The organism is Tropicimonas omnivorans, from assembly GCF_031846565.1.
Classification (GTDB): Bacteria; Pseudomonadota; Alphaproteobacteria; order Rhodobacterales; family Rhodobacteraceae; genus Tropicimonas_B; species Tropicimonas_B omnivorans.
This window is the reverse complement of record NZ_JAVRHL010000003.1, coordinates 72,336-93,690: the sequence shown is the minus strand read 5'-3', so window position 1 is coordinate 93,690 and position 21,355 is coordinate 72,336. Positions and strand designations below refer to the sequence as shown.

Annotated in this window: 22 protein-coding genes; 13 read left to right on the top strand and 9 right to left on the bottom strand. The window is 67.9% G+C overall.

Features of this window, described 5'->3' with window-relative positions; genetic code table 11:
• Positions 1–37 precede the first annotated feature (37 nt).
• Positions 38–763, bottom strand: a complete 726-nt coding sequence (locus RM543_RS10995; protein WP_311691556.1) for a ribonuclease activity regulator RraA — start codon at positions 761–763, stop codon at positions 38–40.
• Positions 764–870: 107 nt separating this feature from the next.
• Here RM543_RS10995 and RM543_RS10990 point away from each other — a divergent pair, with 107 nt between their 5' ends.
• A complete protein-coding gene (locus RM543_RS10990; protein WP_311691554.1) occupies positions 871–1,926 on the top strand; it encodes a nucleoside hydrolase in 1,056 nt (351 codons plus the stop codon).
• Here RM543_RS10990 and RM543_RS10985 read toward each other — a convergent pair.
• From RM543_RS10985 to RM543_RS10975, 3 genes are read right to left on the bottom strand one after another with little or no spacing between them, the layout of a single operon-like run.
• A complete protein-coding gene (locus RM543_RS10985) occupies positions 1,899–2,576 on the bottom strand; it encodes an ATP-binding cassette domain-containing protein (protein ID WP_311691552.1) in 678 nt (225 codons plus the stop codon). The genes RM543_RS10990 and RM543_RS10985 overlap by 28 nt on opposite strands.
• A complete protein-coding gene (locus RM543_RS10980) occupies positions 2,573–4,270 on the bottom strand; it encodes an ABC transporter permease (protein ID WP_311693336.1) in 1,698 nt (565 codons plus the stop codon). The genes RM543_RS10985 and RM543_RS10980 overlap by 4 nt, the downstream gene beginning before the upstream one ends.
• 43 nt (positions 4,271–4,313) lie before the next feature.
• Positions 4,314–5,528 carry an ABC transporter substrate-binding protein gene (locus tag RM543_RS10975; protein WP_311693335.1) on the bottom strand — a complete coding sequence of 405 codons (1,215 nt, stop codon included), beginning with the start codon at positions 5,526–5,528 and terminating at the stop codon, positions 4,314–4,316.
• 145 nt (positions 5,529–5,673) lie between these two features.
• Between RM543_RS10975 and mtnK the strand changes: the two genes are divergently transcribed.
• Positions 5,674–6,924: an S-methyl-5-thioribose kinase gene (gene mtnK / locus RM543_RS10970; protein ID WP_311691550.1), complete on the top strand. Its 1,251-nt coding sequence runs from the start codon at positions 5,674–5,676 to the stop codon at positions 6,922–6,924.
• Between the two features lie 79 nt (positions 6,925–7,003).
• A complete protein-coding gene (locus RM543_RS10965; protein WP_311691548.1) occupies positions 7,004–7,744 on the top strand; it encodes a sulfite exporter TauE/SafE family protein in 741 nt (246 codons plus the stop codon).
• 3 nt (positions 7,745–7,747) lie between these two features.
• Here RM543_RS10965 and RM543_RS10960 read toward each other — a convergent pair whose 3' ends face one another.
• The 4 genes from RM543_RS10960 to RM543_RS10945 form a co-directional block, all read right to left on the bottom strand.
• Positions 7,748–9,055: a TRAP transporter large permease gene (locus RM543_RS10960; protein ID WP_311691546.1), complete on the bottom strand. Its 1,308-nt coding sequence runs from the start codon at positions 9,053–9,055 to the stop codon at positions 7,748–7,750.
• Positions 9,052–9,498 carry a TRAP transporter small permease gene (locus RM543_RS10955; RefSeq protein ID WP_311691544.1) on the bottom strand — a complete coding sequence of 149 codons (447 nt, stop codon included), beginning with the start codon at positions 9,496–9,498 and terminating at the stop codon, positions 9,052–9,054. Before RM543_RS10955 ends, RM543_RS10960 begins: the two co-directional genes overlap by 4 nt.
• 2 nt (positions 9,499–9,500) lie before the next feature.
• Entirely contained in the window at positions 9,501–10,529 is a 1,029-nt protein-coding gene (locus tag RM543_RS10950) for a TRAP transporter substrate-binding protein (RefSeq protein ID WP_311691542.1), read from the bottom strand.
• A gap of 123 nt (positions 10,530–10,652) precedes the next feature.
• A complete protein-coding gene (locus tag RM543_RS10945; protein ID WP_311691540.1) occupies positions 10,653–11,141 on the bottom strand; it encodes a MarR family winged helix-turn-helix transcriptional regulator in 489 nt (162 codons plus the stop codon).
• An 84-nt stretch (positions 11,142–11,225) separates the two neighbouring features.
• On the opposite strand from RM543_RS10945, the gene hmgA reads away from it, so the two are divergent.
• The 6 genes from hmgA (at position 11,226) to maiA (ending at position 17,429) form a co-directional block, all read left to right on the top strand.
• Positions 11,226–12,587 (top strand): homogentisate 1,2-dioxygenase, encoded by a 1,362-nt coding sequence (gene hmgA / locus RM543_RS10940; protein ID WP_311691537.1) that lies wholly within the window; start codon positions 11,226–11,228, stop codon positions 12,585–12,587.
• Between the two features lie 117 nt (positions 12,588–12,704).
• On the top strand, positions 12,705–13,928 hold the full coding sequence (gene fahA / locus RM543_RS10935; RefSeq protein WP_311691535.1) for a fumarylacetoacetase: 1,224 nt from the start codon (positions 12,705–12,707) through the stop codon (positions 13,926–13,928).
• A gap of 20 nt (positions 13,929–13,948) precedes the next feature.
• Positions 13,949–14,899, top strand: a complete 951-nt coding sequence (locus RM543_RS10930) for an MBL fold metallo-hydrolase (protein WP_311691533.1) — start codon at positions 13,949–13,951, stop codon at positions 14,897–14,899.
• 63 nt (positions 14,900–14,962) lie between these two features.
• Positions 14,963–16,567, top strand: a complete 1,605-nt coding sequence (locus tag RM543_RS10925) for an FAD-dependent oxidoreductase (protein ID WP_311691531.1) — start codon at positions 14,963–14,965, stop codon at positions 16,565–16,567.
• On the top strand, positions 16,564–16,752 hold the full coding sequence (locus RM543_RS10920) for a DUF2783 domain-containing protein (protein ID WP_311691529.1): 189 nt from the start codon (positions 16,564–16,566) through the stop codon (positions 16,750–16,752). Before RM543_RS10925 ends, RM543_RS10920 begins: the two co-directional genes overlap by 4 nt.
• Positions 16,749–17,429 (top strand): maleylacetoacetate isomerase, encoded by a 681-nt coding sequence (maiA, locus tag RM543_RS10915; RefSeq protein WP_311691527.1) that lies wholly within the window; start codon positions 16,749–16,751, stop codon positions 17,427–17,429. The genes RM543_RS10920 and maiA overlap by 4 nt, the downstream gene beginning before the upstream one ends.
• Here maiA and RM543_RS10910 read toward each other — a convergent pair.
• A complete protein-coding gene (locus RM543_RS10910) occupies positions 17,396–18,121 on the bottom strand; it encodes a GntR family transcriptional regulator (protein ID WP_311691525.1) in 726 nt (241 codons plus the stop codon). The two genes, maiA and RM543_RS10910, sit on opposite strands and share 34 nt — an antisense overlap.
• A 122-nt stretch (positions 18,122–18,243) precedes the next feature.
• Here RM543_RS10910 and dctP point away from each other — a divergent pair, with 122 nt between their 5' ends.
• The 4 genes from dctP (at position 18,244) to RM543_RS10890 (ending at position 21,354) form a co-directional block, all read left to right on the top strand.
• Positions 18,244–19,275, top strand: a complete 1,032-nt coding sequence (gene dctP, locus RM543_RS10905) for a TRAP transporter substrate-binding protein DctP (RefSeq protein WP_311691523.1) — start codon at positions 18,244–18,246, stop codon at positions 19,273–19,275.
• Between the two features lie 69 nt (positions 19,276–19,344).
• Positions 19,345–19,866, top strand: a complete 522-nt coding sequence (locus tag RM543_RS10900; RefSeq protein WP_311691521.1) for a TRAP transporter small permease subunit — start codon at positions 19,345–19,347, stop codon at positions 19,864–19,866.
• The gene (locus RM543_RS10895) at positions 19,856–21,172 is read left to right on the top strand and encodes a TRAP transporter large permease (RefSeq protein WP_311691519.1); all 1,317 of its coding nucleotides are present in this window, start codon (positions 19,856–19,858) and stop codon (positions 21,170–21,172) included. Before RM543_RS10900 ends, RM543_RS10895 begins: the two co-directional genes overlap by 11 nt.
• 14 nt (positions 21,173–21,186) lie before the next feature.
• The gene (locus tag RM543_RS10890) at positions 21,187–21,354 is read left to right on the top strand and encodes a hypothetical protein (RefSeq protein WP_311691517.1); all 168 of its coding nucleotides are present in this window, start codon (positions 21,187–21,189) and stop codon (positions 21,352–21,354) included.
• Position 21,355 lies beyond the last annotated feature (1 nt).

The following is a 21,355-nucleotide window of genomic DNA, read 5'->3' as shown; positions in this document are numbered from 1 at the left end:
CGGGGTGGCTCCGGGAGCCGTCGCTCGCCGCCTCCCTTCAGCTCGTCTCGTCGCGCCGCCGGCCGAGGTCGCGCCATATGTCGTAGCGTGCCCTGGTCTCCTCGTTCATCGGGTAGAGACCGGGAAGGCGGGCACCGCGGCCGACCTCGTCGATGATCCAGCCTTCCATCTGCTCCTGCGCCGGAGCCTCCTCCACCACCTCGTCCAGAAGCGCCTGCGGGATCACCACGGCGCCGTCCTCGTCCGCGACGATCACGTCCCCGGCGAGCACCGCGACACCGCCGCAGCCAATGGTCTCCCCCCAGCCGACGAAGGTCAGGCCGGCGACGGAGGGCGGCGCGGCCACGCCGCGGCACCAGACCGGCAACCCCGTCGCCCGGACGCCCGACAGATCCCGCACGGCGCCGTCCGTGATCAGGCCCCCCACGCCCTTCTGCGCCATCCGCGCGCACAGGATGTCCCCGAACACGCCTGCATCGGCGATCCCCATCGCGTCGATCACGGCGATCTGACCGGGCGCCATCTCCTCGATGGCCGTGCGGGTGGAGATCGGGCTGGCCCAGGAGGCCGGCGTCGCCAGATCCTCCCGCGCGGGAACGAAGCGCATGGTGAAGGCCTCCCCCACCAGCCGCTCCTCGCCGGGCCGAAGCGGCATCGCGCCCCGGATCCAGACATTGCGCAGACCCTTCTTGAGCAGGATCGTCGTCAGGGTCGCCGTGGTCACGTCCCGCAGGACGGCCTTCGCCTCGTCGGTCAGGGGCATGGTCTCTCCTTCATCTGCCGCCCGCACCCTATGCGCGGCGCCGCCCGGGGCAAAAGGGGGCCCGCGGCCCCGTGGTTCCCGGCGCGGGGAATGGTATATCCGGGCCCATGACCAGCTTCCCGGATCTCTCCCCCGCCTTCCGCCGCACGCGCCTCGCCCCGCCGGACGGCGCGCCCGTCCGCCTCGTGATCGACACCGATTGCGCCAACGAGATCGACGACCAGTTCGCCCTCGCCTGGGCGCTGATGACACCGGAGCGGGTTCAGGTTGAGGCAACCGTGGCCGAGCCGTTCTCCTTCCGGCACCACCTTCCCGAACTGCGCCGCGCGGAGGCAGGACAGGGTCGCCCCATGCACCAAGCCTGGGCCGCACGGCTCGCCGCCGAGGGGCGGAGCGCCGCCAGTCTCGACGCGGAACTCGTGACGCCGGACGCGGGCATGGAGGCGTCCCATGCGGAGATCCGGCGCATCCACGGTCTCTGCGGCGCAGGCGAGACCCCGGCCCTGCGCGGCGCTCCGCGCTACATGACGGGGCCGGACGATATCGTCTGGTCGGAGGGCGCCGAGGCCCTCGTCGAGCTGGCGCTTGCGGGCGAGGGACCGCTCTACGTCGCCGCGATGGGCTGCCTGACCAATGTCGCCGCCGCCCTTGCCCGCGCGCCCGAGATCGCGGCCCGTATCGTCGTGCTCTGGACCGCCGGCTTCCCCTCCCGCCAGCCCCATGACCAGTGGCCCGCGCTCAACCTCGTGCAGGACCCCCATGCCGCGCGCCTGCTCTTCGGCTGCGGCGTGCCGCTGGTCTACCTGCCGGGCTACCATGTCGGCGCGCAGCTGCGCATCTCGCGCCCCGAGATGGAGCTCTTCGTGAAGGGACGCGGGGCGCTTGGTGACGCGCTCTGGAAGCTCTACGACCAGAACCCCCTTCACCGCATGTTCGCCACCGCGGACACCGCCCGGCGGACCTGGGTGATCTGGGACATGATCGATATCGCATGGCTCGTGGATCCGGCCTGGGTGCCGACAATCCTCACCCCCTCCCCCGTCCTCGGGGAGGACCTGCGCTTCTCCCAGGAGCAGGGGCGCCACGAGATCCGGGAGGCCTACGACATCGCGCGGGACGACATCTTCGGACACTTCTACGACAAGCTGGCCGCCTTCGCCTGAGCGCCGGCGCCGCGACCAAGCGGGTCCACCACGCGGCCCCCGGCGGCGGCGGCATCCTCGGCATCGTGGGTGACGAGAAGCGCCGGCACGCCGCGAGCGCGGATACGGTCGAAGACGAAACCGCGCAGACTCTCCCGGAGATCAGCGTCGAGGCGGGAGAAGGGTTCGTCGAGAAGAAGCGCCTGCGGCTCGCCGAGAAGCGTCCGCATCAACGCGACGCGGGAGCGCTGTCCGCCCGACAGCGTGGCGGGATCACGATCCGCGAAGCCTGCAAGCTCCGCATCCTCGAGCGCCGCCTCCACCGCGCGCCGCCGCGCCGCGCGGCCCCTGAGCGAGGGCGGCAGGGCGAAGGCGAGATTGGCGCCGACGGACATGTGGGGAAAGAGCAGGTCGTCCTGGAAGAGCAGTCCGATCCGGCGCTCCCTCGGCCCGAGACCGGCAAGGTCGCGTCCGCCCAGCAGCACACGTCCCCGCGTCTCGAATTCGGGCGGACAGGCTCCGACGAGCAGCGACAGGAGCGTCGATTTGCCGGACCCCGAGGGGCCCATGATCGTCAGGACCTCGCCCGGCGCGATCCGCACGTCCAGCGAGACGAGCGGCACCCCCCGCAACGCGATTCTGACCCCCTCGAGCGACAATCCGTCCGTCATGCGAGCCCCTTCCGGTTTCGGAACGCGAAGGCGGGAAGCGCGATGGCCGCGGCGAAGCCGAGGAGCGGCACCGCCGTCTGCGTGATGGCATAGACGCCGATGAGCCGTCTGTCTCCGCCGGAGGAGAGCGCCACGGCTTCCGTCGTCAGCGTCGGCACGCGCCCGAGGCCAAGGAGCAGCGTGGGCAGGTACTGACCCACGGAGACGGCGAAGCCCACCGCAGCCGCGGTCAGGATCGGGCGAAGCAGCATCGGCAGGCGTACCTGCCAGAGAAGCCGGTCCGGACCTGCCCCGAGCGTCGCCGCCGCAAGTCCGTAGCGCGGATCCCAGGCCCGGAACGGATCGCCGAGGGAGAGGAAGACGTATGGCAGCACGAACACGACATGCGCGGCGATGACCGAGCCCGTCAACCCGGCCAGCCCCGTCCCGATGGCAAGGGTCTGAAGGCCCGTGACGAACGTTGTCTGCGGCACGATGAGCGGGATGTAGAGAAGCCAGAGCGCCCGCGTGCCGGGGCGGAGGCCATGGCGATACTCGGCTTCGAGGCAGGCGAGAACGAGCAGGAGCGAGATGATGGTGGCGAGTGCCGCGATCAGGATCGTGGTCCCGATGCGCTCGGCCAGCCCCGGCAACTGCCCCTCCCAGGACCGCAAGGTCAGACCGGCCGGCAGCGCATCTGGAAAGCTCCAGAAGCCGGCGAAGGACCAGACCGCGAGGCCCGCGACGGCCAGCAGGACGGCCCCGGCCGAGAGCCCGGCGGCGGATACGGCGAGCCCCCGCCATGCCGCATCCGCCCGCCCGCGCGCGCCCCGCGCGATCCAGGCGCCTCCGCCGCGCGCGAGGACCAGTTCGCCGAAGCGCCAAAGAGCCAGCAGCGAAAGGACGATCCCGAATTGCAGCACCGCCCCGGCCCCCGCCTCGAACCGCATCGAGAGGTCCGGATCGTTCAGCCAGCGCAGGATCTGGACCGACAACGGCGGCGGCGTCGAGGGGCCGAGGATCACCGCCACGTCCACCACCGAGGCGGAGAAGGCGAGGACGGCGTAGATCGGCAGCCGTATCTGCGGGTAGACACGCGGGAAGACCGTCTTCACCCATGCCGTGACACGGCCGTAGCCTTGCGTCTGCGCCAGAAGGACGCTGCGGCGCGCCGGGATCTGCGACAGCGCCGCGAGGGTCATTAGAAGGAGGAACGGGATCTCCTTCGCGGCCAGCCCCGCGATCAGGGCAAAGCCAGCCGGATCGCCCACGATCAGGACGTCCGGCGGCAGATCCCATCCCGTCGCCCAGGGGGAGAGCGCACGGGTGATCCAGCCGGAGGGGGAGATCAGGAAGGCAAGCCCGAGCGCCGCTGCGGCATGGGGCACCGAGAGAAGCGGCGAGAGCAGACGCTCGATGGCGCCGAACGCGCGCGTGCCATGCCAGGCGGCGCAGATGAGCAGCGTCACGCCGAGAGCGAGGGCGGTGGAGGCCAGCGCGGTGACGGCCGAGAGACGCACCGCACCCCCCAGTCCCGGCCAGGCCAGCAGTGAGCGGAATGGCGCGAGCGACAGCTCGGTTGCCCCGAGCGCCGGATAGTAGCCGAATGCGGGCGCAAGGACGCCGATCAGCCCCGCCGCCACCGGCCCCAGAAGCACCGCGAGGGTGAAGAGCGGCGCCAAGGGCAGAAGCCGTGGCCGCCCGCGCGGGCGCATCGGCGCCGCCAGGATGCGAGCCTCTCCCACCGAGCCCGCGACCTTACTGACCGGCACCGTAGCGGCGGTCCCAGTCCTCCTCGATCCGCTCCATCCAGCTCGGATGAGGCTCGGCCAGGGGCGATCCCAGCTCTTCGGGGGTGAGCGTCGCGATGCCGAGGTCCAGATCGTCGAAGAGCGCGCGGTCCTCGTCGCCGAGACCGGCGACATCGAGCACGGTCAGGGCGCCCAGGACCTCGGGATCCTGCTTGCGCGCCTGCGCCTCGGGGGACATCAGGAAATTCGCCACCACCATCGCGCCCTCCTTTGCGGTCGCGTTGTAGGGAATGGCGAGGAAATTGGCGTTGCCGATCGTGCCACCGTCGAGAACATAGGTCCTGACGCTCTCCGGCAGTTCGAACTTCGCGATGGCGGCGGAGGCTTCGGCGGGGCTGAAGGAGATCGCGATGTCGATCTCCCCGTCCGCCATCAGCTGCCGCTGCGCCGGCCCCGATTGCGGATAGGCCGCGCCGGAGCGCCAGAGGGTCGGCGTCAGCTCCCCGAGCCAGTCCCAGAGCGGCGCCGTGACCGTTTCGTAATCGGCCTCCGAGACGGGCGCATAGAGCGGGGCGGTATCCTCCACGAGGCCGAGAAGAGCCTGCTTGAGGAACGTCGTGCCTAGGAAGTTCGGCGGTTGGGGGTAGGTGAACCGGCCCTCGTTCGCGCGCGTCCACTCAAGGAGATCCCGGACCGTCTTCGGCGGCTCGGGCACGCGGGCGCTGTCGTGATAGAAGACCACCTGCGCCATGCTCCACGGAGCCTCGAGCCCCTCGGTGGGCACGGTGAAATCCTCGGTCAGGGCCAGATTGTCCTCGGCCCCGAGAAGCGACCAGTTCGGCAGGTCCTCCGCCCAGGGACCGAAGAGCAGGTCCTGCTGCTTCATCGCGGCGAAGTTCTCGCCGTTGATCCAGAGCAGGTCGATGGAGCCGCCCTCGTCCTTGCCGGCGCTCTTCTCCGACAGGACGGTGGAGATCGCGGCTGAGATGTCCGACTGCTTCACCAGCTCCAGCTCGACGCCGAACCGGGAGGCCACCTTGCCCGCGGCCCATTCGATATAGGCATTGGTGCGCGGATCGCCGCCCCAGGCGTTCCAGTAGACGGTCTGTCCTTCGGCAGCGCCCAGGACCGCATCCCAATCGGCGGGATCGGTCTCGGCGCTCGCGACGCCGGCCATGGCGGCAAGGAGGGAGGCCCAAAGGGCGGCGCGGGGTCGTCTCATCATGGCATCTCCTCGGTCGTTTGGCCCAGATTGCGCCGAGATACGGCGCGGAAGACACCGTGGTAACCTTTTCTCACGGCATTGTTCTAGGGCCGTCCACCGCGTCACTGGCGGGACCGCCGCCACGCCCCAGATGAGCGGGATGATGCAAAGTTATCCAGTTCCTCCCGGCTACGCCCGAATGGGCGCGGCCGCCCTGCCCCGGCTCCTGGCCGATCTGCCCGGCGTGCCGGAGCGTCTCGGCGGCGGACCGGACCGCTGGAGCGCGGGCGAGATCAGCGACGGCAACATGAACGCCGTCTTCCGCGTCCGTGGGCCGGCGGGATCGGTCGTGGTGAAACAGGCGCTGCCCTATATCCGCTCCATCGGGGAGAGCTGGCCCTTCCCCGTCTCCCGCGCGACGTTCGAGCACCGGGCGATGATCGAGCACGGAACGCACGCTCCGGGGCAGTTGCCGGAGCTGATCGGATGGCGCGAGGATCTGGCTCTGATCGTCATGGAGGACCTGAGCGAGCACGTCGTCCTGAGGCATGCCCTCGTGGCCGGGCGCCGCTTTCCCCGCCTCGCGCAGGACCTCGGACGGTACCTCGCCCGAACGCTGGTCCTGACCTCGGATCACGCGATGACGACCTCGCGGAAAACGCGTCTGGTGGAAGCCTTCGCCGGCAATGCCGTCCTCTGCCAGACGACGCAGGACGTGGTCTTCACGGGCCCCTACTGGAACGCACCGCTCAACCGTCTAACACCCGGGCAGGAGGCGCTCGCGGCCGAGTTCCGCTCGGACGGCGCGCTGAAGGCCGCGGCGACGGAGATGAAGCACATCTTCCGAAGCCGGGCGGAGGCGCTAATTCACGGCGATCTGCACACCGGATCGGTGATGGTGCGGCGCGGCGATACCCGCGTGATCGACCCCGAATGGGCCTTCATGGGGCCAATGGCCTTCGATATCGGCGCGCTGATCGGCAACCTCCTCCTCGCCCACGCAAGCCAGCCCGGCCATGCCGGGGAGCGGACGGATCACGCCGAGTGGATCCTGGAGACCGCGGCGGGCCTCTGGGCCGCCTTTGCCCGGGAGTTCAGGACGCTTGCCCGGCCGGATGCGGACGGCACCCTGATCCCGGAGGTCGCCGGGGATGGCACGGCGGATGCCTTCATCGACGCGCGGCTGAGGGACATCTTCGCGGAGACGCTGGGCTTTGCCGGGGCGAAGATGATCCGCCGCATCCTCGGAATTTCCCATGTCGAGGATTTCGAGATGATCGCGGATGTGCCAACCCGCGCGGCCTGCGAAGCCGTCGCCCTGCGCACGGCGAGGCGGCTGCTCCTCGAACGCAGGAGCCTGACCTCGATGGCGGAGGTCACGGCCCTCGCCCGCGCGATGTCAGCGGGGGAATGAGGTCGCGCGTTCGCCACACCCCCGTCAGATCCGCCAGGGCAACTCGACGCCGCCGCGCGCAGGGACTAGGACGGCCGCGATGGACCAGACGGGGCTCATAATCGGAGGCGTATCGCTCTTCATCGGCGGGATCCTGAAAGGGGCCACCGGCGCCGGTGCGCCGCTGCTCGCGATCCCCCTTCTCTCCATGCTTTACGACGTGCCTCTCGCCGTCGCGGTCATGACCGTGCCCAGCCTCGTCTCCAACTCGTGGCAGGCGTGGCATTTTCGCAAAAGCCGGCCCGAGCCGCTCCTGATCTGGGGCTTCGCCGCCGCGGGCGCGGTCGGCACGGTGACGGGCTCCCTGATGCTGGCCGCCTTCGCGCCGGACCTGCTTTTGCTGATCGTCGCTCTCGCGGTGCTGCTCTACATCTCCTTCCGCCTCCTCCAGCCCGGCTGGCGCCTCGGCGAAGCCCTCGCCGCGCGGCTCTCCGTGCCGGCGGGGCTCATGGGCGGCGTCCTGCAGGGCGCGACGGGGATCTCGGCCCCGGTCTCGATCACCTTCCTGAACGCGATCTCGCTCGAGCGGGCGACGTTCATCGTGACGATCTCCACCTTCTTCGCGGCGTCAGCCGTGGTGCAGATCCCGTTCCTCTACGGCCTCGGCATCCTGTCTCCCGAACGGATGATCCTGAGCATCGCCGCGCTTGCGCCCCTCTTCGCCGGAATGCCGGTGGGCGCGCGCCTCGCGAGGGCCATCGACAGGGCGACCTTCGACAAGATCATCCTGGCGATCCTCGCCGTGATTTCCCTCCGGCTGGTGTGGTCCGGACTCGTCTGAGGATCAGAGCAGCGCGAGCGAGAACCACGGGATGAAGATCAGGATCGCAAGCCGCACGAGGTCCGCGATCCAGAACGGCAGCACCCCGCGGAACACCGTCATCAGCTCGATATCGGGAATGACGGAGCGCATGACGAAGACGTTCATCCCCACCGGCGGCGTGATCAGGCTGATCTCGGTCACCACGACCACGACGATGGCGAACCAGATCAGCACGTCGTCCGGATTGCCCAGCCATCCGCCTCCGAAATCGAGCTGCTGCACGACGGGGTAGAACACCGGCACCGTCAGAAGGATCATCGACAGGCTCTCGAAGACGCAGCCCATGACCAGATAGATCGCCACCATCGCCCCGATCACGAGCCAGGGCGACACGTCGAGCTCGTAGATCATGTCCACCAGCGCCATCGGCAGGCCCGCGAAGTTGATGAAGGTGGAGAAGATCTCCGCCCCGATGATGATGGCGAAGATCATCGCCGTCGCGAGGACCGTCTCGCGAACGGCCGTCCGGAAGCCCGCCCAGTCGAGGCCGCGGATCGCCACGGCGAGGAGGACAGCGAAGAGCGCGCCCATGCCGCCTGCCTCGATGGGGGTGAAGACGCCACCGTATATGCCGCCCATGATGAAGATGAAGAGCGCGAGCGTTCCCAGAACGCCCACCGTATCCCGCCGCGACATCGGCACGACCTCCGAGACGTCCGGCGCGCGCGACGGATCGAGGCGCACGGTGACCATCACGGCGAGCAGGTAGAGCAGCACGCCGAGCGCGCCGGGCAGGAGGCCCGCGATGAAGAGGTCCCCGATATCGCTCTCGGTCAGCAATCCATAGATGATGAGGATGACGGAGGGCGGGATCAGGATGCCGAGCGTGCCGCCAGCGGCGATGGCGCCAGAGGCGAGACTGTCGTCATAGCCGTATTTCCGCATCGGCGGCAGCGCCACGCGGCTCATCGTGGCGGCTGTGGCGAGCGAGGAGCCCGAGACCGCCGAGAAACCGCCGCAGCTGATCACCGTGGCAAGCGCCAGCCCGCCGCGCATCCGGCCGAAGATCCGGTCGGCTCCGGCGAAGAGACCTTGCGCGATCCCGGACTGCGCCAGCACGTTGCCCATGAAGATGAAGAGCGGCAGGACGGAGAGGGTATAGCTCATTCCCGTCTCGAAAACCGTCGTACCGATCATCGCGCCCGCGGCTTCGACATTGCGCATGAGCGCGAAGCCGGCCCCGCCGACCAGCGCCATGGCGAACCCAATGGGCACCCGTGCGAACACGAGCGCGAGGAGGACCCCTATCCCGATCAGGCTTTCGGTCATGCCCGTATCGCCCGGACAAGGCCGAACAGCGCCGCCACGGCACATCCGGCCGCTCCGAAGAAGGAAACCGGCGCGAACGGGATGCCGAGGGAGATCGAGCGCGCCCCGTCGCCGGCCTGTTGCAGACCGTGAAGCACCAGCCGCCACGCGAAGACCATCAGGACGCAGAACGCCGCCGCCGCGCCGATCCACAACAGCGCCCGGCGCGCCCCCGGCGGGAGCAGGCTGTCGAGCAGGTCGACCTCCACGTGCCCGCCCGAACGGCTGACGAGCGGCAGGGCCGCGAAAACCAGGGCGGCGAGAAGCAGTTCGGTCATCTCGAAAGCCCCCGGCAGCGGCCTGTCGAAGAGATACCGTCCGATCACGTCCATCCCGGTCACGGACATCAGCGCGACGAGAAGCAGGCCCGAGACAATCTCGAGCCCGCCGACGAGATGGCGCATCATCAGTCCGCCGGACCTTCGACGCCGGTCATCTCGCGCAGACGCGCGAGGGCGGCGAGGCCGTCCTGCCCCTCGGGGAGGCTGTCCGCCCAGTCCTCTTCCGCCTGCGACGCGACCTCCCTGATCGCGGCGAGGACCTCATCGTTCGCGGGGCTCGTCTCGATCCCGGCCTCCTCGATCTCCGCTTCGGCGGCGGTATCGGCATCGTTCCATGCCGTGCCGACGCGCTCCGCGAAGGCGAGACCGGAAATGCCCTCGATCGCCTCCTGATCCTCGGCGGAGATCCCGTCCCACGCGCCCTCGTTCATCACGAGGAACCATGTCGTGTTGTACATGCCGCCCGGAACGGTCGTCGTATAGGCGATGTCGTCCGTGAGATTGAACGCGGTCAGCGCTTCCTTGGTGAAGGTCGCCCCATCGATCACGCCGCGGGACAGCTGCTCGTAGACCTCGGTGGAGGAGGTGAAGATCGGCGTCGCGCTGAGACCTTCCATCAGCGTGGCGGTGTAGCCGCCCGGCACACGGATCTTCAGCCCCTCGAAATCGGCCGGCGTCTCGATCGCGCGGCGGCCGTTGTGGAAGGCGCCGGGCCCATGGGTGAAGAGGCCGAGGATATGGGTGCCCTCGTGGTCCTCGGCGGCTCCGAGATCCTCGGTATAGACGGTGTAGAACGCCTCGGACACGCTGACGGCGTCGTCACCGAGGAAGGAGAACTGCCCCACTTCGCTCGCATCGAAACGGTCGTCCTGGCTGAACGAGTGCAGGCCGTAGGTGATGTCCGCCACGCCGTCGCGGGCCATGTCGAAGTGAGCGGGCGGCGCGCCGAGAGGGGAGGCGAGCACACGCACGGTGACGCGGCCGTCCGTCACCTCGGCGACCTCCTCGGCCCAGGGCTTCATCGCGTTCACCACGATCGGATGGCGCGGCGGCAGCCAGCTCGACATGACGAGCTCGGTCTCCTGCGCGGCGGCGGTCCCGCCAAGCATGGCGAGGGTTGCGGCAGCCGTCAGGCCACGGACGTAGACACTCATTCTGATCCTCCCGGAAAATCTGTTTCTCATGCCGGTCATATCCGGACGACGCGGGACCGAAGGGCCTTCCCGGTGCCCCGCCGCCGACCGGCGCGGCCCCCTCCTCCCGGAGCCGCCGGCTGTTTATTGGTATTCGTCTTGTTTGTAACCATCAATCGCCGGCGACAACGCCCGTTCCACCCCATTGCCGAACCCGGCGAGGCGCTGGAGGCAGTCGATCAGCACCGCGCGTTCGCCCGCTGACAGGTTCGCGGTCAGCCGCGTGTCGTGGGCTTCGGCGACGACGACGAGGTCGTCGAACGCGCGCCGGCCCTGCGCTGACAGCGTCAGCGTCTCGCGCCTGCGATCGGCCGAATCCTCCCGCCGGGTGACGAACCGCTTCGCTTCCAGTGCCGCAACAGCCCTGCTGATCTTCGTCTTGTGCATCTTCGCGCGGCGCCCGATCTCCGCCGCCGTCATGTCGCCGTAGCGGCCGAGGTGGAACAACACGCGCCATTCCGTCCGCAGCATTCCGTAGCGGTCCTTGTAGACGCGGGAGAAGCCGAGGCTGGTCTCCTCCGCGGCCTGGTTGAGCAGGTACGGCAGAAACGTACGCAGGTCGAACTCGGACATGGGCCCTCCTCGGAAACTCTCTTGTTGGTTACAAATACAACCATTACCCCTGAGAGCAACCATCCGACCGGGGGAGGAGCCACGATGAACGATCAGACGCGCCTGTCGGGCCTGCTCCAGGCCGCCACGCCGCAGGGCACGACAGCGGGCTACATGCCCGGCTTCGGCAACGACTTCGAGACGGAGGCGCTTCCGGGCGCCCTGCCCCAAGGCATGAACTCGCCGCAGAAGGTGAATTACGGCCTCTACGGCGAGCAGCTTTCGGGCACGGCCTTCACCGCACCCAGCCACCAGAACGAGCGGACGTGGTGCTATCGCATCCGGCCTTCGGTGAAGCACCAGGGGCGCTACGAGCGGATCGACCTGCCCTACTGGAAGACCGCGCCGCACATTCCGCAGGACGTGACCTCCCTCGGTCAGTACCGCTGGGATCCCGTTCCCCATTCGGACGAGGCCCTGACCTGGCTGACGGGTATGCGCACGATGACAACGGCGGGGGACGTGAACGTCGCGACCGGCATGTCGGCGCATATCTATCTCGTCACGGCCTCCATGGAGGACGAGTACTTCTACTCCGCCGACGGCGAGCTTCTCGTCGTGCCCCAGGAAGGACGTCTGCGCTTCGCCACCGAGCTTGGCATCATCGACGTCGCCCCGCAGGAGATCGCGATCCTGCCGCGCGGGCTGGTCTACCGCGTCGAGGTGCTCGAAGGGCCGGCACGCGGCTTCGTCTGCGAGAATTACGGCCAGAAGTTCGACCTGCCGGGCCGCGGGCCGATCGGCGCCAACTGCATGGCGAACCGGCGGGACTTCAAGACGCCCGTCGCCGCCTTCGAGGACCGCGAGGTGCCGTCCTCCATGACGGTCAAATGGTGCGGCCAGTTCCACCGCTCGGAGATCCCGCATTCCCCGCTCGACGTGGTGGCCTGGCACGGCAATTACGCACCGGTGAAGTATGACCTGAAGACCTACTGTCCGGTGGGCGCGATCCTTTTCGACCATCCAGACCCGTCCATCTTCACCGTCCTGACCGCGCCTTCGGGCGTCGAAGGGACCGCGAACATCGATTTCGTCCTCTTCCGGGAGCGATGGATGGTGATGGAGGACACGTTCCGCCCGCCCTGGTACCACAAGAACGTCATGACCGAGATGATGGGCAACATTTACGGCCAGTACGACGCCAAGCCTCAGGGCTTCGTTCCGGGCGGCATGAGCCTGCACAATTGCATGCTGCCCCATGGTCCCGACCGGGAAGCGTTCGAGAAGGCGTCGAACGCCGAGCTCGGTCCCGACAAGCTCGACGACACGATGTCCTTCATGTTCGAGACCCGTTTCCCGCAGCACCTGACCGAATTCGCCGCGAAGGAGGCTCCGTTGCAGGACGATTATGTCGATTGCTGGGACGGGCTCGAGAAGCATTTCGACGGAACGCCGGGCAGGAAATGACCGTCCTCGCCCTACTGATCGTCCTCGCCGCGATCGCGGGGATGATCTGGGTGGGCGCCGCCTTCGCGCGGATGCCCTGGGACGAGTGGGACGAAGAGGATTGAAAGGACCGCCTCCATGCTGAACCGCTCCTGGGTCGAGAGCGCCAACGCCCCCGACACCGACTTTCCGCTGAACAACCTGCCTTACGGCGTCTTCGAGATTGGCGGCGAGGCGCGCTGCGGCGTCGCCATCGGGGACATGATCCTCGATGCCGCGGGTGCCGAGAAGGCCGGCCTGACGGGAACCGAAGGGCGGTGCCAGGACGCGGCCTGGAACCCGCTGATGGCGGATGGGCCGAAGGCGTGGGCCGCGTTCCGGGCGCGGCTGACGGAGCTCCTGGCCGAAGGGTCGGACGCGCGGAAGGCGGTGGAGCCGCTGCTCGTGCCGATGGCGGAGGCGCGGATGCACCTGCCCTTCACCGTCGCGGAATATACCGATTTCTACGCCAGCCGACATCACGCGACCAATGTCGGCACGATGTTCCGCGGGGCCGACAACGCATTGCCGCCGAACTGGCTGCATATCCCGATCGGCTATAACGGGCGCGCCTCCACCGTCGTCGTTTCCGGAACGGACGTCAGGCGTCCCGTCGGGCAGACCAAGGCGAAGGAGGCGGACGCACCGTCCTTCGGGCCCTGCCGGCGGCTCGATATCGAGCTGGAGATGGGCGCCATCGTCGGAACGCCATCGGCAATGGGCGAGCCGGTCACCACCGCGCAGGCGCAGGAGATGATCTTCGGCTACGTCCTTCTGAACGACTGGTCCGCGCGGGATATCCAGGCCTGGGAATACCAGCCCCTCGGGCCGTTCCAGGCCAAGGCCTTCGCCACATCGATCAGTCCATGGATCGTCACGCGGGCAGCACTTGCGCCCTTCGCGGTGGACGGCCCCCCGCGGGAGAAGGACCTCCTGCCCTACCTCGAAACTGATTTCCCGGACGGCTACGACGTGTCCCTGTCGGCCGAGATGAACGGGCACGAGATCAGCCGCACCAACATGCGCGAACTCTACTACTCCGCCGCGCAGCAGCTTGCGCATCACGCCTCCTCGGGCTGCGCCATGCGTACGGGCGACCTTCTGGGCTCCGGCACGATTTCCGGGCCCGATGCGTCCAGCTACGGCTCGCTTCTGGAACTGACCTGGGGCGGCGAGAGGCCGCTCGACATCGGCGGGTCCCCCCGAACCTTCATCGAGGACGGCGACACACTCACCTTGCGGGGGCACGCGCAAGGTGACGGCTACCGCGTGGGCTTCGGCGCCTGCACCGGCACGATCCTGCCCGCCCCCGACTTTCCCTGACAGACCGAGAAGGAGGCCACATGGCCAAGGCATTCGCATCCGCCGGAGACATGGCGGACAAGGAAATCAGCTTCACCGAGGTCGGCGACGGGCTCTGGGCCTTCACCGCCGAGGGCGATCCCAATTCGGGCGTCATCATCGGCGACGATGCCGTGATGATCGTCGAGGCGCAGGCCACACCGCGACTGGCGAACCTCGTCATCGAGAAGGTCCGCGAGGTGACCGACAAGCCGATCACGCATCTTGCGCTCACGCATTACCACGCCGTCCGGGTTCTCGGCGCGTCGGCATATGGGGCGCGCGAGATCATCATGTCCGACGTCGCGCAGAGCATGGTGGCCGAGCGCGGGCAGGAAGACTGGGACAGCGAGTTCGACCGGTTTCCGCGCCTCTTCCAGGGCCACGAGAGCATCCCGGGGCTGACCTGGGCCACGACGACGTTCTCGGACCGCATGTCCGTCTATCTCGGCAAGAGGCGGGTGGACCTGATGAAGGTCGGTCGGGCGCATACGGCGGGTGACATGGTGATCCACGTGCCGGACCAGAACGTCATGTTCACCGGCGACATCGTCGAATACCACTCCGCCTGCTATTGCGGCGACGGGCATTATACCGACTGGCCCCAAACGCTGGACAACATCCGCGCCTTCGATCTCGACGCGATCGCGCCGGGCCGGGGGGCAGCGCTCGTCGGCCGGGACAAGGTGAACGCCGCCCTCGACAGCACCGCCGATTTCGTGACCTCGACCTTCGATGCGGTGCGCCGCGTGGCGATGCGCGGCGGCTCGCTGCAGGACGCGATGTCCCACGTCCGCGAGGTCTGTGATCCGAAGTTCGCCGATTACGCGATCTACGAGCATTGCCTGCCGTTCAACGTCGCCCGTGCCTACGACGAGGCGCGCGGGATCGACACGCCCCGCGTCTGGACCGCGGCGCGGGACAAGGAAATGTGGGAGGCCCTTCAGGGCTGAGACGCCGGCCGCGCGGGCCGCAGGAGGAAACGGGCCGCGCGCTTTCGGGGGGAGGAGAACGACATGCTGGATGACCGATATTCGGTGGCCCACCGGCTCTATCCGTACGCGAGGAGCGCGGATCAGGCGGCGGGCGCGGCGGCGCATTACCCTGCGGTGGTGATCGGCGGCGGGCCCGTCGGCCTTGCCACCGCCCTCGATCTCGCGCTGAAGGGCGTGCGGGTGCTGGTGCTGGATGATCACGAGGGCGTCGGCGAAGGCAGCCGCGCGATCTGCTTCTCGAAGCGCACATTGGAGATCTGCGACCGCCTCGGCTGCGGCGATGCGATGGTGGACAAGGGCGTGGTGTGGAACGTCGGCAAGGTGCTCCATGGCGAGGATCTCGTCTTCGAGTTCGACCTGCTGCCCGAGGGCGGACATCGTCGGCCCGCCTTCATCAACCTCCAGCAACCCTACTTCGAACGCGTCCTCGTGGATCGCCTGCGGCGGGCGGAGGCGGAGGGGGCGTCCATCGAGATCCGCGGGAAGAACCGCGTGGACGCTCTGCTGGAGGAAGACGGCGCGGCCCGGATCCGGATCGCGACACCCGACGGACCCTACGAGATCACGGCGGACTGGGTCCTGGCCTGCGACGGAGCCGGATCCCCCACCCGCAAGGCGCTGGGGCTGGAATTCGAGGGCAAGGTCTTTCGCGACAGTTTCCTGATCGCGGACGTGCGCATGAAGGCGGAGTTCCCGGTGGAGCGTCGCTTCTGGTTCGAGCCGCCGTTCCGGGGTGCCGGAGATTCGGCACTCCTGCACAAGCAGCCGGACGATATATGGCGGATCGATTTCCAGATCGGCTGGGACGTGGACCGCGAGGAGGAACTGAAGGAGGAGCGCATCCGCGCCCGGATCGACCAGATGCTGCCGGACATCGAATACGAGCTGGTCTGGACGTCGATCTACACCTTCCAGTGCCGCCGGATGCGGACGTTCCGGCATGGCCGGGTGATCTTCGTCGGAGACAGCGCGCACCAGGTTTCGCCCTTCGGCGCGCGGGGCGCCAACGGTGGGATCCAGGATGCGGACAATCTCGGCTGGAAGCTCGCCATGGTGCTGCGCGGAGAGGCGCCGGAGGCGCTTCTCGAAACCTACGATACCGAGCGCTGCTATGCCACGGACGAGAACATCCGCGCCTCCACCCGCTCCACCGACTTCATCACGCCGAAATCGGAGGTGAGCCGGCTCTTTCGGAACGCCGTGCTGCACCTGTCGCGGGATCATGACTTCGCCAGGCCCTTCGTCAATTCCGGACGCCTGTCGCAGCCGAGCATCTACGACGGCAGCCCGCTGAACAGCGAGGACAAGCTGCCGGACGGGCCGGCCGGCGCGCGGCCCGGCGCTCCCTGCCCCGATGCCCCGATCGGGCACGGGTACCTGCTCGGTGCGTTCGGCCCCGGCTTCACGCTTCTGGCCATCGGGATGCCTGCGCCGGACATCGGCGACGTGCGGAGGCTGGAGATCATCGAGGTGCCGCCGGAGGTTCGGGAGCGCTATCTCGGCGGACAGTCCCGCGCGCTCTACCTGATCCGCCCGGACCATCATGTCGCCGCCCGCTGGGAGAGTGCCGAACCCGCGTCGATACGGGCGGCCCTCGACCGCGCTACGGGGAGGGAGCTGGCATGAGCTCGCTTGTCACCACCCGCAACCTGGCCCGCCCGGACGATGCCTATGACCAGCTCCTGACCGCCCATGAAGGGCTGACGAAGGAGGAAAGCGACGCGCTGAACGCCCGGCTGATCCTGACCCTCTTCAACCATGTCGGCGATCTGGATGTCATCCGGGAGGCCATCGCGGTCGCTCGCGCATGAGCGCCGTTCTCCACGATTACTGGCGGTCGAGCGCGTCCTATCGGGTCCGCATCGCGCTGAACCTCGCCGGGATCGCCTACGAGACGGTGCCGGTGGACCTTTTGGCCAACGTTCAGCGCTCGCGGGACCACCTGACGCGAAATCCGCAGGGCTTCGTGCCGGTGCTGGAGATCGACGGGCTGCGGCTGACCCAGTCGCTCGCCATCGTGGAGTACCTGAGCGAGACGCGCGGGCTTGGCCTCGTTCCCGCCGATGCACCGGGACGCGCCCGTGTGCGGGCCATCGCGCTTGCCATCGCGGCGGACACGCATCCCGTCTGCAATCTCTCGGTCCTCGAAGAGGTTCTGCGGAACGGGCCGGCGGACGAGCAGGAGGCAAGGCGCGTGCACTGGATGCGGCACTTCATCCGGCGCGGCCTCGTGGCGGTGGAGGCCCTTCTCGAGGGGCCCCGAACGGGGCGGTTCTGTCATGGAGACGCCGTGAGCCTCGCCGATCTGTGCCTCGTGCCGCAGGTCTACAATGCAGAGCGATGGGGCGCGCCGATCGCGGATCTGCCGCGCATCGCCCGCATCGCCGGCGCCGCCCGGGAGCTGGACGCGGTGCGCGTTGCCGCGCCGGAGGCGGTCCGCCCGGCCACGCAGCCTCAGGGGGCGGGCGGGCTGTCCGTGCGGAAGTAATCGGGATGCGCCGCAACGATCTGATCGGCGAGTGCCAGCGTCTCGCCGAGGTGTAGGCGGACGGCGCCCGTCGTCTCCTCCACGTCCTGCGCGGCGAGGCCAGAGACGATCTGACGGTGGGAGGCGAGTATGCGCTCGATCTTGCCGGGGTCCGGCAGGTTCAGCTTGCGCAGCCGGTCGATATGCCCCGAACGCTCCACGACCAGATCCCAGAGCGCGTCCTTGGCCGTCGCGGCGAAGAGCGTGCGGTGGAACCGGGCATCGTCCTGCGTAAAACGCGTCATGTCGGAGGCGCCCGCGGCAGCCTCCATCTCGTCCACGATCCCCGTCAGAGCCTCGATCGGCGCCTGACCCGGCCGCTCGCACAGCGTCCGCGCGACCTCCAGTTCGAGTGACAGGCGCAGGAACTGCGTCTCCCGCGCGTGGTCGACGTCGATAAGGGAGACCAGCGTCCGCGCCTGGGGAAAGATCCGGAGCAGACCCTCGGCCTCGAGCCGCAACATCGCATCCCGGATCGGCGTCTGGCTCACCTCGTAATACGCGGCGAGATCGGTGCGGGAGAGGCTCTGCCCCGGCTCCAGTTCGAGCGACACGATCCGCTGCCGCAGAAGCTCCCTGATCTGATCGCTGACCGACGCCCTGCGGGGAATCGGGGCGCGGGCGCTGATGTGTGTCGTGGTCTCGAAACTCACTGGGAGAAGCTTCCGCTGGGGACGAAGTTATTGGCGCGCCCATAAAATCACGAATATTGACGACACGTAACTAATATTTTAGCGTATCAGAGCGCCCCGATAGCGGCGCATCAGGGAGGAAGATGACAATGAATACCCGCAGCATCCTGCTTGCCGGAACGGCGCTTTTCGCAGCAACGGGCGCTTTCGCGCAGGACCTCAATATCCAGACGTCGTTCAATGCCGGCGACTTCTCGACGAAGTACCTGACCGAGGAGTGGCTGCCCGAACTCGAGGAGCGCTCGGATGGCCGGATCACGGTCACCCTGACGCCGAACGGCTCGGTCGTGCCGGCCCGCGAAACGCCCGAAGCCGTCGCGGCCGGCGTGATCGACGGGGACTTCACCTCGGTGAACTACTTCTCCGGCCTCGAACCCGCCTACGCGATCATGGGAGACCTCATCTCCGGCTACGAGACGCCCGAGCAGATGCTGGACTTCTGCCGCGAGGGCGGCGGCGAGGCGATGATGCAGAAGGCGGCGGACGAGGTGACCGACGGCGAGGTCCACGTGGTCGCCTGCGGTCCCTATTCGCGCGAGGCGCTCGTCGCCAACGTGCCGATCCGCACCTACGATGACCTGGCCGGCAAGAAGATCCGCTCCCCCGAGGGCCTCGCCGCCTCCGTGTTCCAGGCCGCCGGCGCCTCCCCGATCTCCATCCCGTTCTCCGAAGTCTTCGGCGCGCTGGAGAAGGGCATCGTCGACGCCGCCGACGCGTCCGCATACGTCAACAACGACGCCACCGGCCTCCACGACGTGGCCCCCTACCCGCTCTATCCCGGCATCCATTCCATGCCCTCGATGCAGTTCACCGTGAGCGAGCGCATCTGGGAGGACATGTCCGCCGAGGACCAGGAGCTGCTGCGGACGTGGTGGTACGATGCGATGTACGCCATGGCCGAGGAAGTCGGCCAACAGGACCAGGAACTGGCCGAGCGAGACGATGCGAGCGAGGAGATCGAGGTCATCGACTGGTCCGACGAGGACCGCATGAAGCTCCGCGAGACCGCCCGGACCCAGTGGGAGGAGTTCGCCAAGAAGTCCGACCTCGCCCAGGAGGCGCTCGACGCGCACCTGGCCTATCTCACCGAGATCGGGCTGCTCGAGGCCGAGTAAGTCGTCCCGGCCGCGCCGCCTTTTCCCGGCGGCGCGGCCCATCCTCATCGCCATAGGAAGCCCGCGCCCATGTCCCGCATCCTGGCGCGCTACGCCGACATCATGGACCGCATCAGCGTGTTCATCGGCCATAGCTGCGCGACCCTGATCTTTGCCTGCATCGGCGTCTCGGCTCTCGAGGTCGTCATGCGCTACGGTTTCGACAATCCGACAATCTGGTCCACCGAACTTGCGATGACGCTCTGCGCCGCGGCCTGGGTGCTCTCCGTGGGCTATGTCACGGAACGAAGCCGGCACATCTCGATCACCATGATGGAGCTGATCGTCGGGGACCGCGTCTGGCGGGTCTTCCGGCTCGTCCAGATGATCGTCTCGGCAGGGGCCATCTTCGTGCTGACCCTTGCGCTCTGGGATCCCGCGATCCGCGCCATCGAGCGCATGGAGCATACCGGTACGGCGCTGAACTCGATCCAGCCGGTGATCCTGAAGACCGCGATCGTCGCGGGCTGCATCCTCTACATTTTCCAGCTTCTCGCCAACATCATCCGCTGGATCCAGGCCACCGAAGGGGAGCTCGTCCGTGGGCATTGAATACATCACCCTTCTGATCGTCCTGTCGCTCCTGGCGCTGATGGCGATCGGCATCCCGCTCGGCATCACGACGCTGACCGTCTCCCTCGCCACCGCCATCCTCTATTTCGGCGAGCGCGCGGGCTTCTTCATCGTCGCCGCGAATGTCAGCGAGGTCCTGCACAAGTACGAACTGATCGCTGTGCCGTTCTTCGTCTTCATGGCAAACGTGCTCGAACGATCGGGGATCGCCGAAAGCCTCTTCAACTCGATGGCCATCGCCGGCGGGCGCTTCCGCGGCTCCGTCGGGGTTCAGACCTGCATCGTCGCCGTCCTTCTGGCCGCGATGTCCGGCATCATGGGCGGCGAGATCGTCATGCTCGGCCTGATCGCCCTGCCCCAGATGATGCGTCTCGGCTATGACCGGAAGCTCTCCATCGGCATCATCTGCGCCGCGGGGGCCCTGGCCACGCTCATCCCGCCCTCGGTCGTGCTCATCGTCTACGGCCTCGCCGCGCAGGTCTCGATCACCAACCTCTTCATGGCCTCCGCCGTGCCGGGACTGATCCTCGCCTCGCTCTACATCACCTACATCCTGATCCGTGTCCGGATCACGCCGTCCATGGCGCCGATCTACGACATTCCCGAAACCGGGGAGCCGTTCTTCCGGCGGATGCGTCACCTCAAGGGCGTGATCCTGCCCGGCATCCTGATCGGCTCGGTCCTCGGCGTCATCTATTCGGGCATCGCCACGGTCACCGAAGCGGCCGCCATCGGCGCCGTCGGCGCGCTCGTCGTCGCCGCGGCGCGGGGGGAGCTGAACTGGATCATGGCGCGGGACGCGATGCGCCAGACGGTGCTCACCGTCGGCTCCATCATCTGGCTCGTCCTCGGCGCGGTCTCCCTCATCGGGATCTACAACCGGATCGGCGGCGGCGAATTCCTTCGCGGCATCCTGACCGGCCTCGATATCGCGCCGATCATGGTCATCGTGGTGATGATGCTCATCGTGATGGTGCTCGGCACCTTCCTCGAATGGATCGCGATCATCTTCATCACCGTGCCGATCTTCGCGCCCGTGGTCCAGGATCTCGGCTTCGACCCGGTGTGGTTCGGGGTTCTCTTCGCGATGAACATCCAGATGTACTACCTGTCCCCGCCCTTCGGACCTGCCTGCTTCTTCCTGAAATCCGTGGCGCCGAAGGAGATAGAATTGCAGGAGATCTTCCTCGCCGTGCTGCCCTTCATCGCGCTGCAGGCGGTCGGACTGTTCCTCGTGCTGTTCTTCCCGCAACTCGCCATGTGGCTGCCCAACCTGCTGAACTGAGGAGGGAAAACGTCATGACACCCGACCACGATCTCACCAGAGGCGACGAGGATATCGACCCCCGCGCCTTCGAGCGGCGCGAGAAGGATCCGCAGGAGCCGAGCTTCGGCTCCTGGCCCGAACTCGCCGGCCTCGTCTTCACGATCCTACTGACCTGGCTCATCTTCGCATTCGTGGAGTAGA

What these genes read in the sequence shown, in the direction of transcription:
- RM543_RS10995 (WP_311691556.1), bottom strand. Translation starts at nt 763, where the DNA reads ATGCCCCTGACCGACGAGGCGAAGGCCGTCCTGCGGGACGTGACCACG.
- RM543_RS10990 (WP_311691554.1), top strand. Translation starts at nt 871, where the DNA reads ATGACCAGCTTCCCGGATCTCTCCCCCGCCTTCCGCCGCACGCGCCTC.
- RM543_RS10985 (WP_311691552.1), bottom strand. Translation starts at nt 2,576, where the DNA reads ATGACGGACGGATTGTCGCTCGAGGGGGTCAGAATCGCGTTGCGGGGG.
- RM543_RS10980 (WP_311693336.1), bottom strand. Translation starts at nt 4,270, where the DNA reads ATGCGCCCGCGCGGGCGGCCACGGCTTCTGCCCTTGGCGCCGCTCTTC.
- RM543_RS10975 (WP_311693335.1), bottom strand. Translation starts at nt 5,528, where the DNA reads ATGAGACGACCCCGCGCCGCCCTTTGGGCCTCCCTCCTTGCCGCCATG.
- mtnK (WP_311691550.1), top strand. Translation starts at nt 5,674, where the DNA reads ATGCAAAGTTATCCAGTTCCTCCCGGCTACGCCCGAATGGGCGCGGCC.
- RM543_RS10965 (WP_311691548.1), top strand. Translation starts at nt 7,004, where the DNA reads ATGGACCAGACGGGGCTCATAATCGGAGGCGTATCGCTCTTCATCGGC.
- RM543_RS10960 (WP_311691546.1), bottom strand. Translation starts at nt 9,055, where the DNA reads ATGACCGAAAGCCTGATCGGGATAGGGGTCCTCCTCGCGCTCGTGTTC.
- RM543_RS10955 (WP_311691544.1), bottom strand. Translation starts at nt 9,498, where the DNA reads ATGCGCCATCTCGTCGGCGGGCTCGAGATTGTCTCGGGCCTGCTTCTC.
- RM543_RS10950 (WP_311691542.1), bottom strand. Translation starts at nt 10,529, where the DNA reads ATGAGTGTCTACGTCCGTGGCCTGACGGCTGCCGCAACCCTCGCCATG.
- RM543_RS10945 (WP_311691540.1), bottom strand. Translation starts at nt 11,141, where the DNA reads ATGTCCGAGTTCGACCTGCGTACGTTTCTGCCGTACCTGCTCAACCAG.
- hmgA (WP_311691537.1), top strand. Translation starts at nt 11,226, where the DNA reads ATGAACGATCAGACGCGCCTGTCGGGCCTGCTCCAGGCCGCCACGCCG.
- fahA (WP_311691535.1), top strand. Translation starts at nt 12,705, where the DNA reads ATGCTGAACCGCTCCTGGGTCGAGAGCGCCAACGCCCCCGACACCGAC.
- RM543_RS10930 (WP_311691533.1), top strand. Translation starts at nt 13,949, where the DNA reads ATGGCCAAGGCATTCGCATCCGCCGGAGACATGGCGGACAAGGAAATC.
- RM543_RS10925 (WP_311691531.1), top strand. Translation starts at nt 14,963, where the DNA reads ATGCTGGATGACCGATATTCGGTGGCCCACCGGCTCTATCCGTACGCG.
- RM543_RS10920 (WP_311691529.1), top strand. Translation starts at nt 16,564, where the DNA reads ATGAGCTCGCTTGTCACCACCCGCAACCTGGCCCGCCCGGACGATGCC.
- maiA (WP_311691527.1), top strand. Translation starts at nt 16,749, where the DNA reads ATGAGCGCCGTTCTCCACGATTACTGGCGGTCGAGCGCGTCCTATCGG.
- dctP (WP_311691523.1), top strand. Translation starts at nt 18,244, where the DNA reads ATGACAATGAATACCCGCAGCATCCTGCTTGCCGGAACGGCGCTTTTC.
- RM543_RS10900 (WP_311691521.1), top strand. Translation starts at nt 19,345, where the DNA reads ATGTCCCGCATCCTGGCGCGCTACGCCGACATCATGGACCGCATCAGC.
- RM543_RS10890 (WP_311691517.1), top strand. Translation starts at nt 21,187, where the DNA reads ATGACACCCGACCACGATCTCACCAGAGGCGACGAGGATATCGACCCC.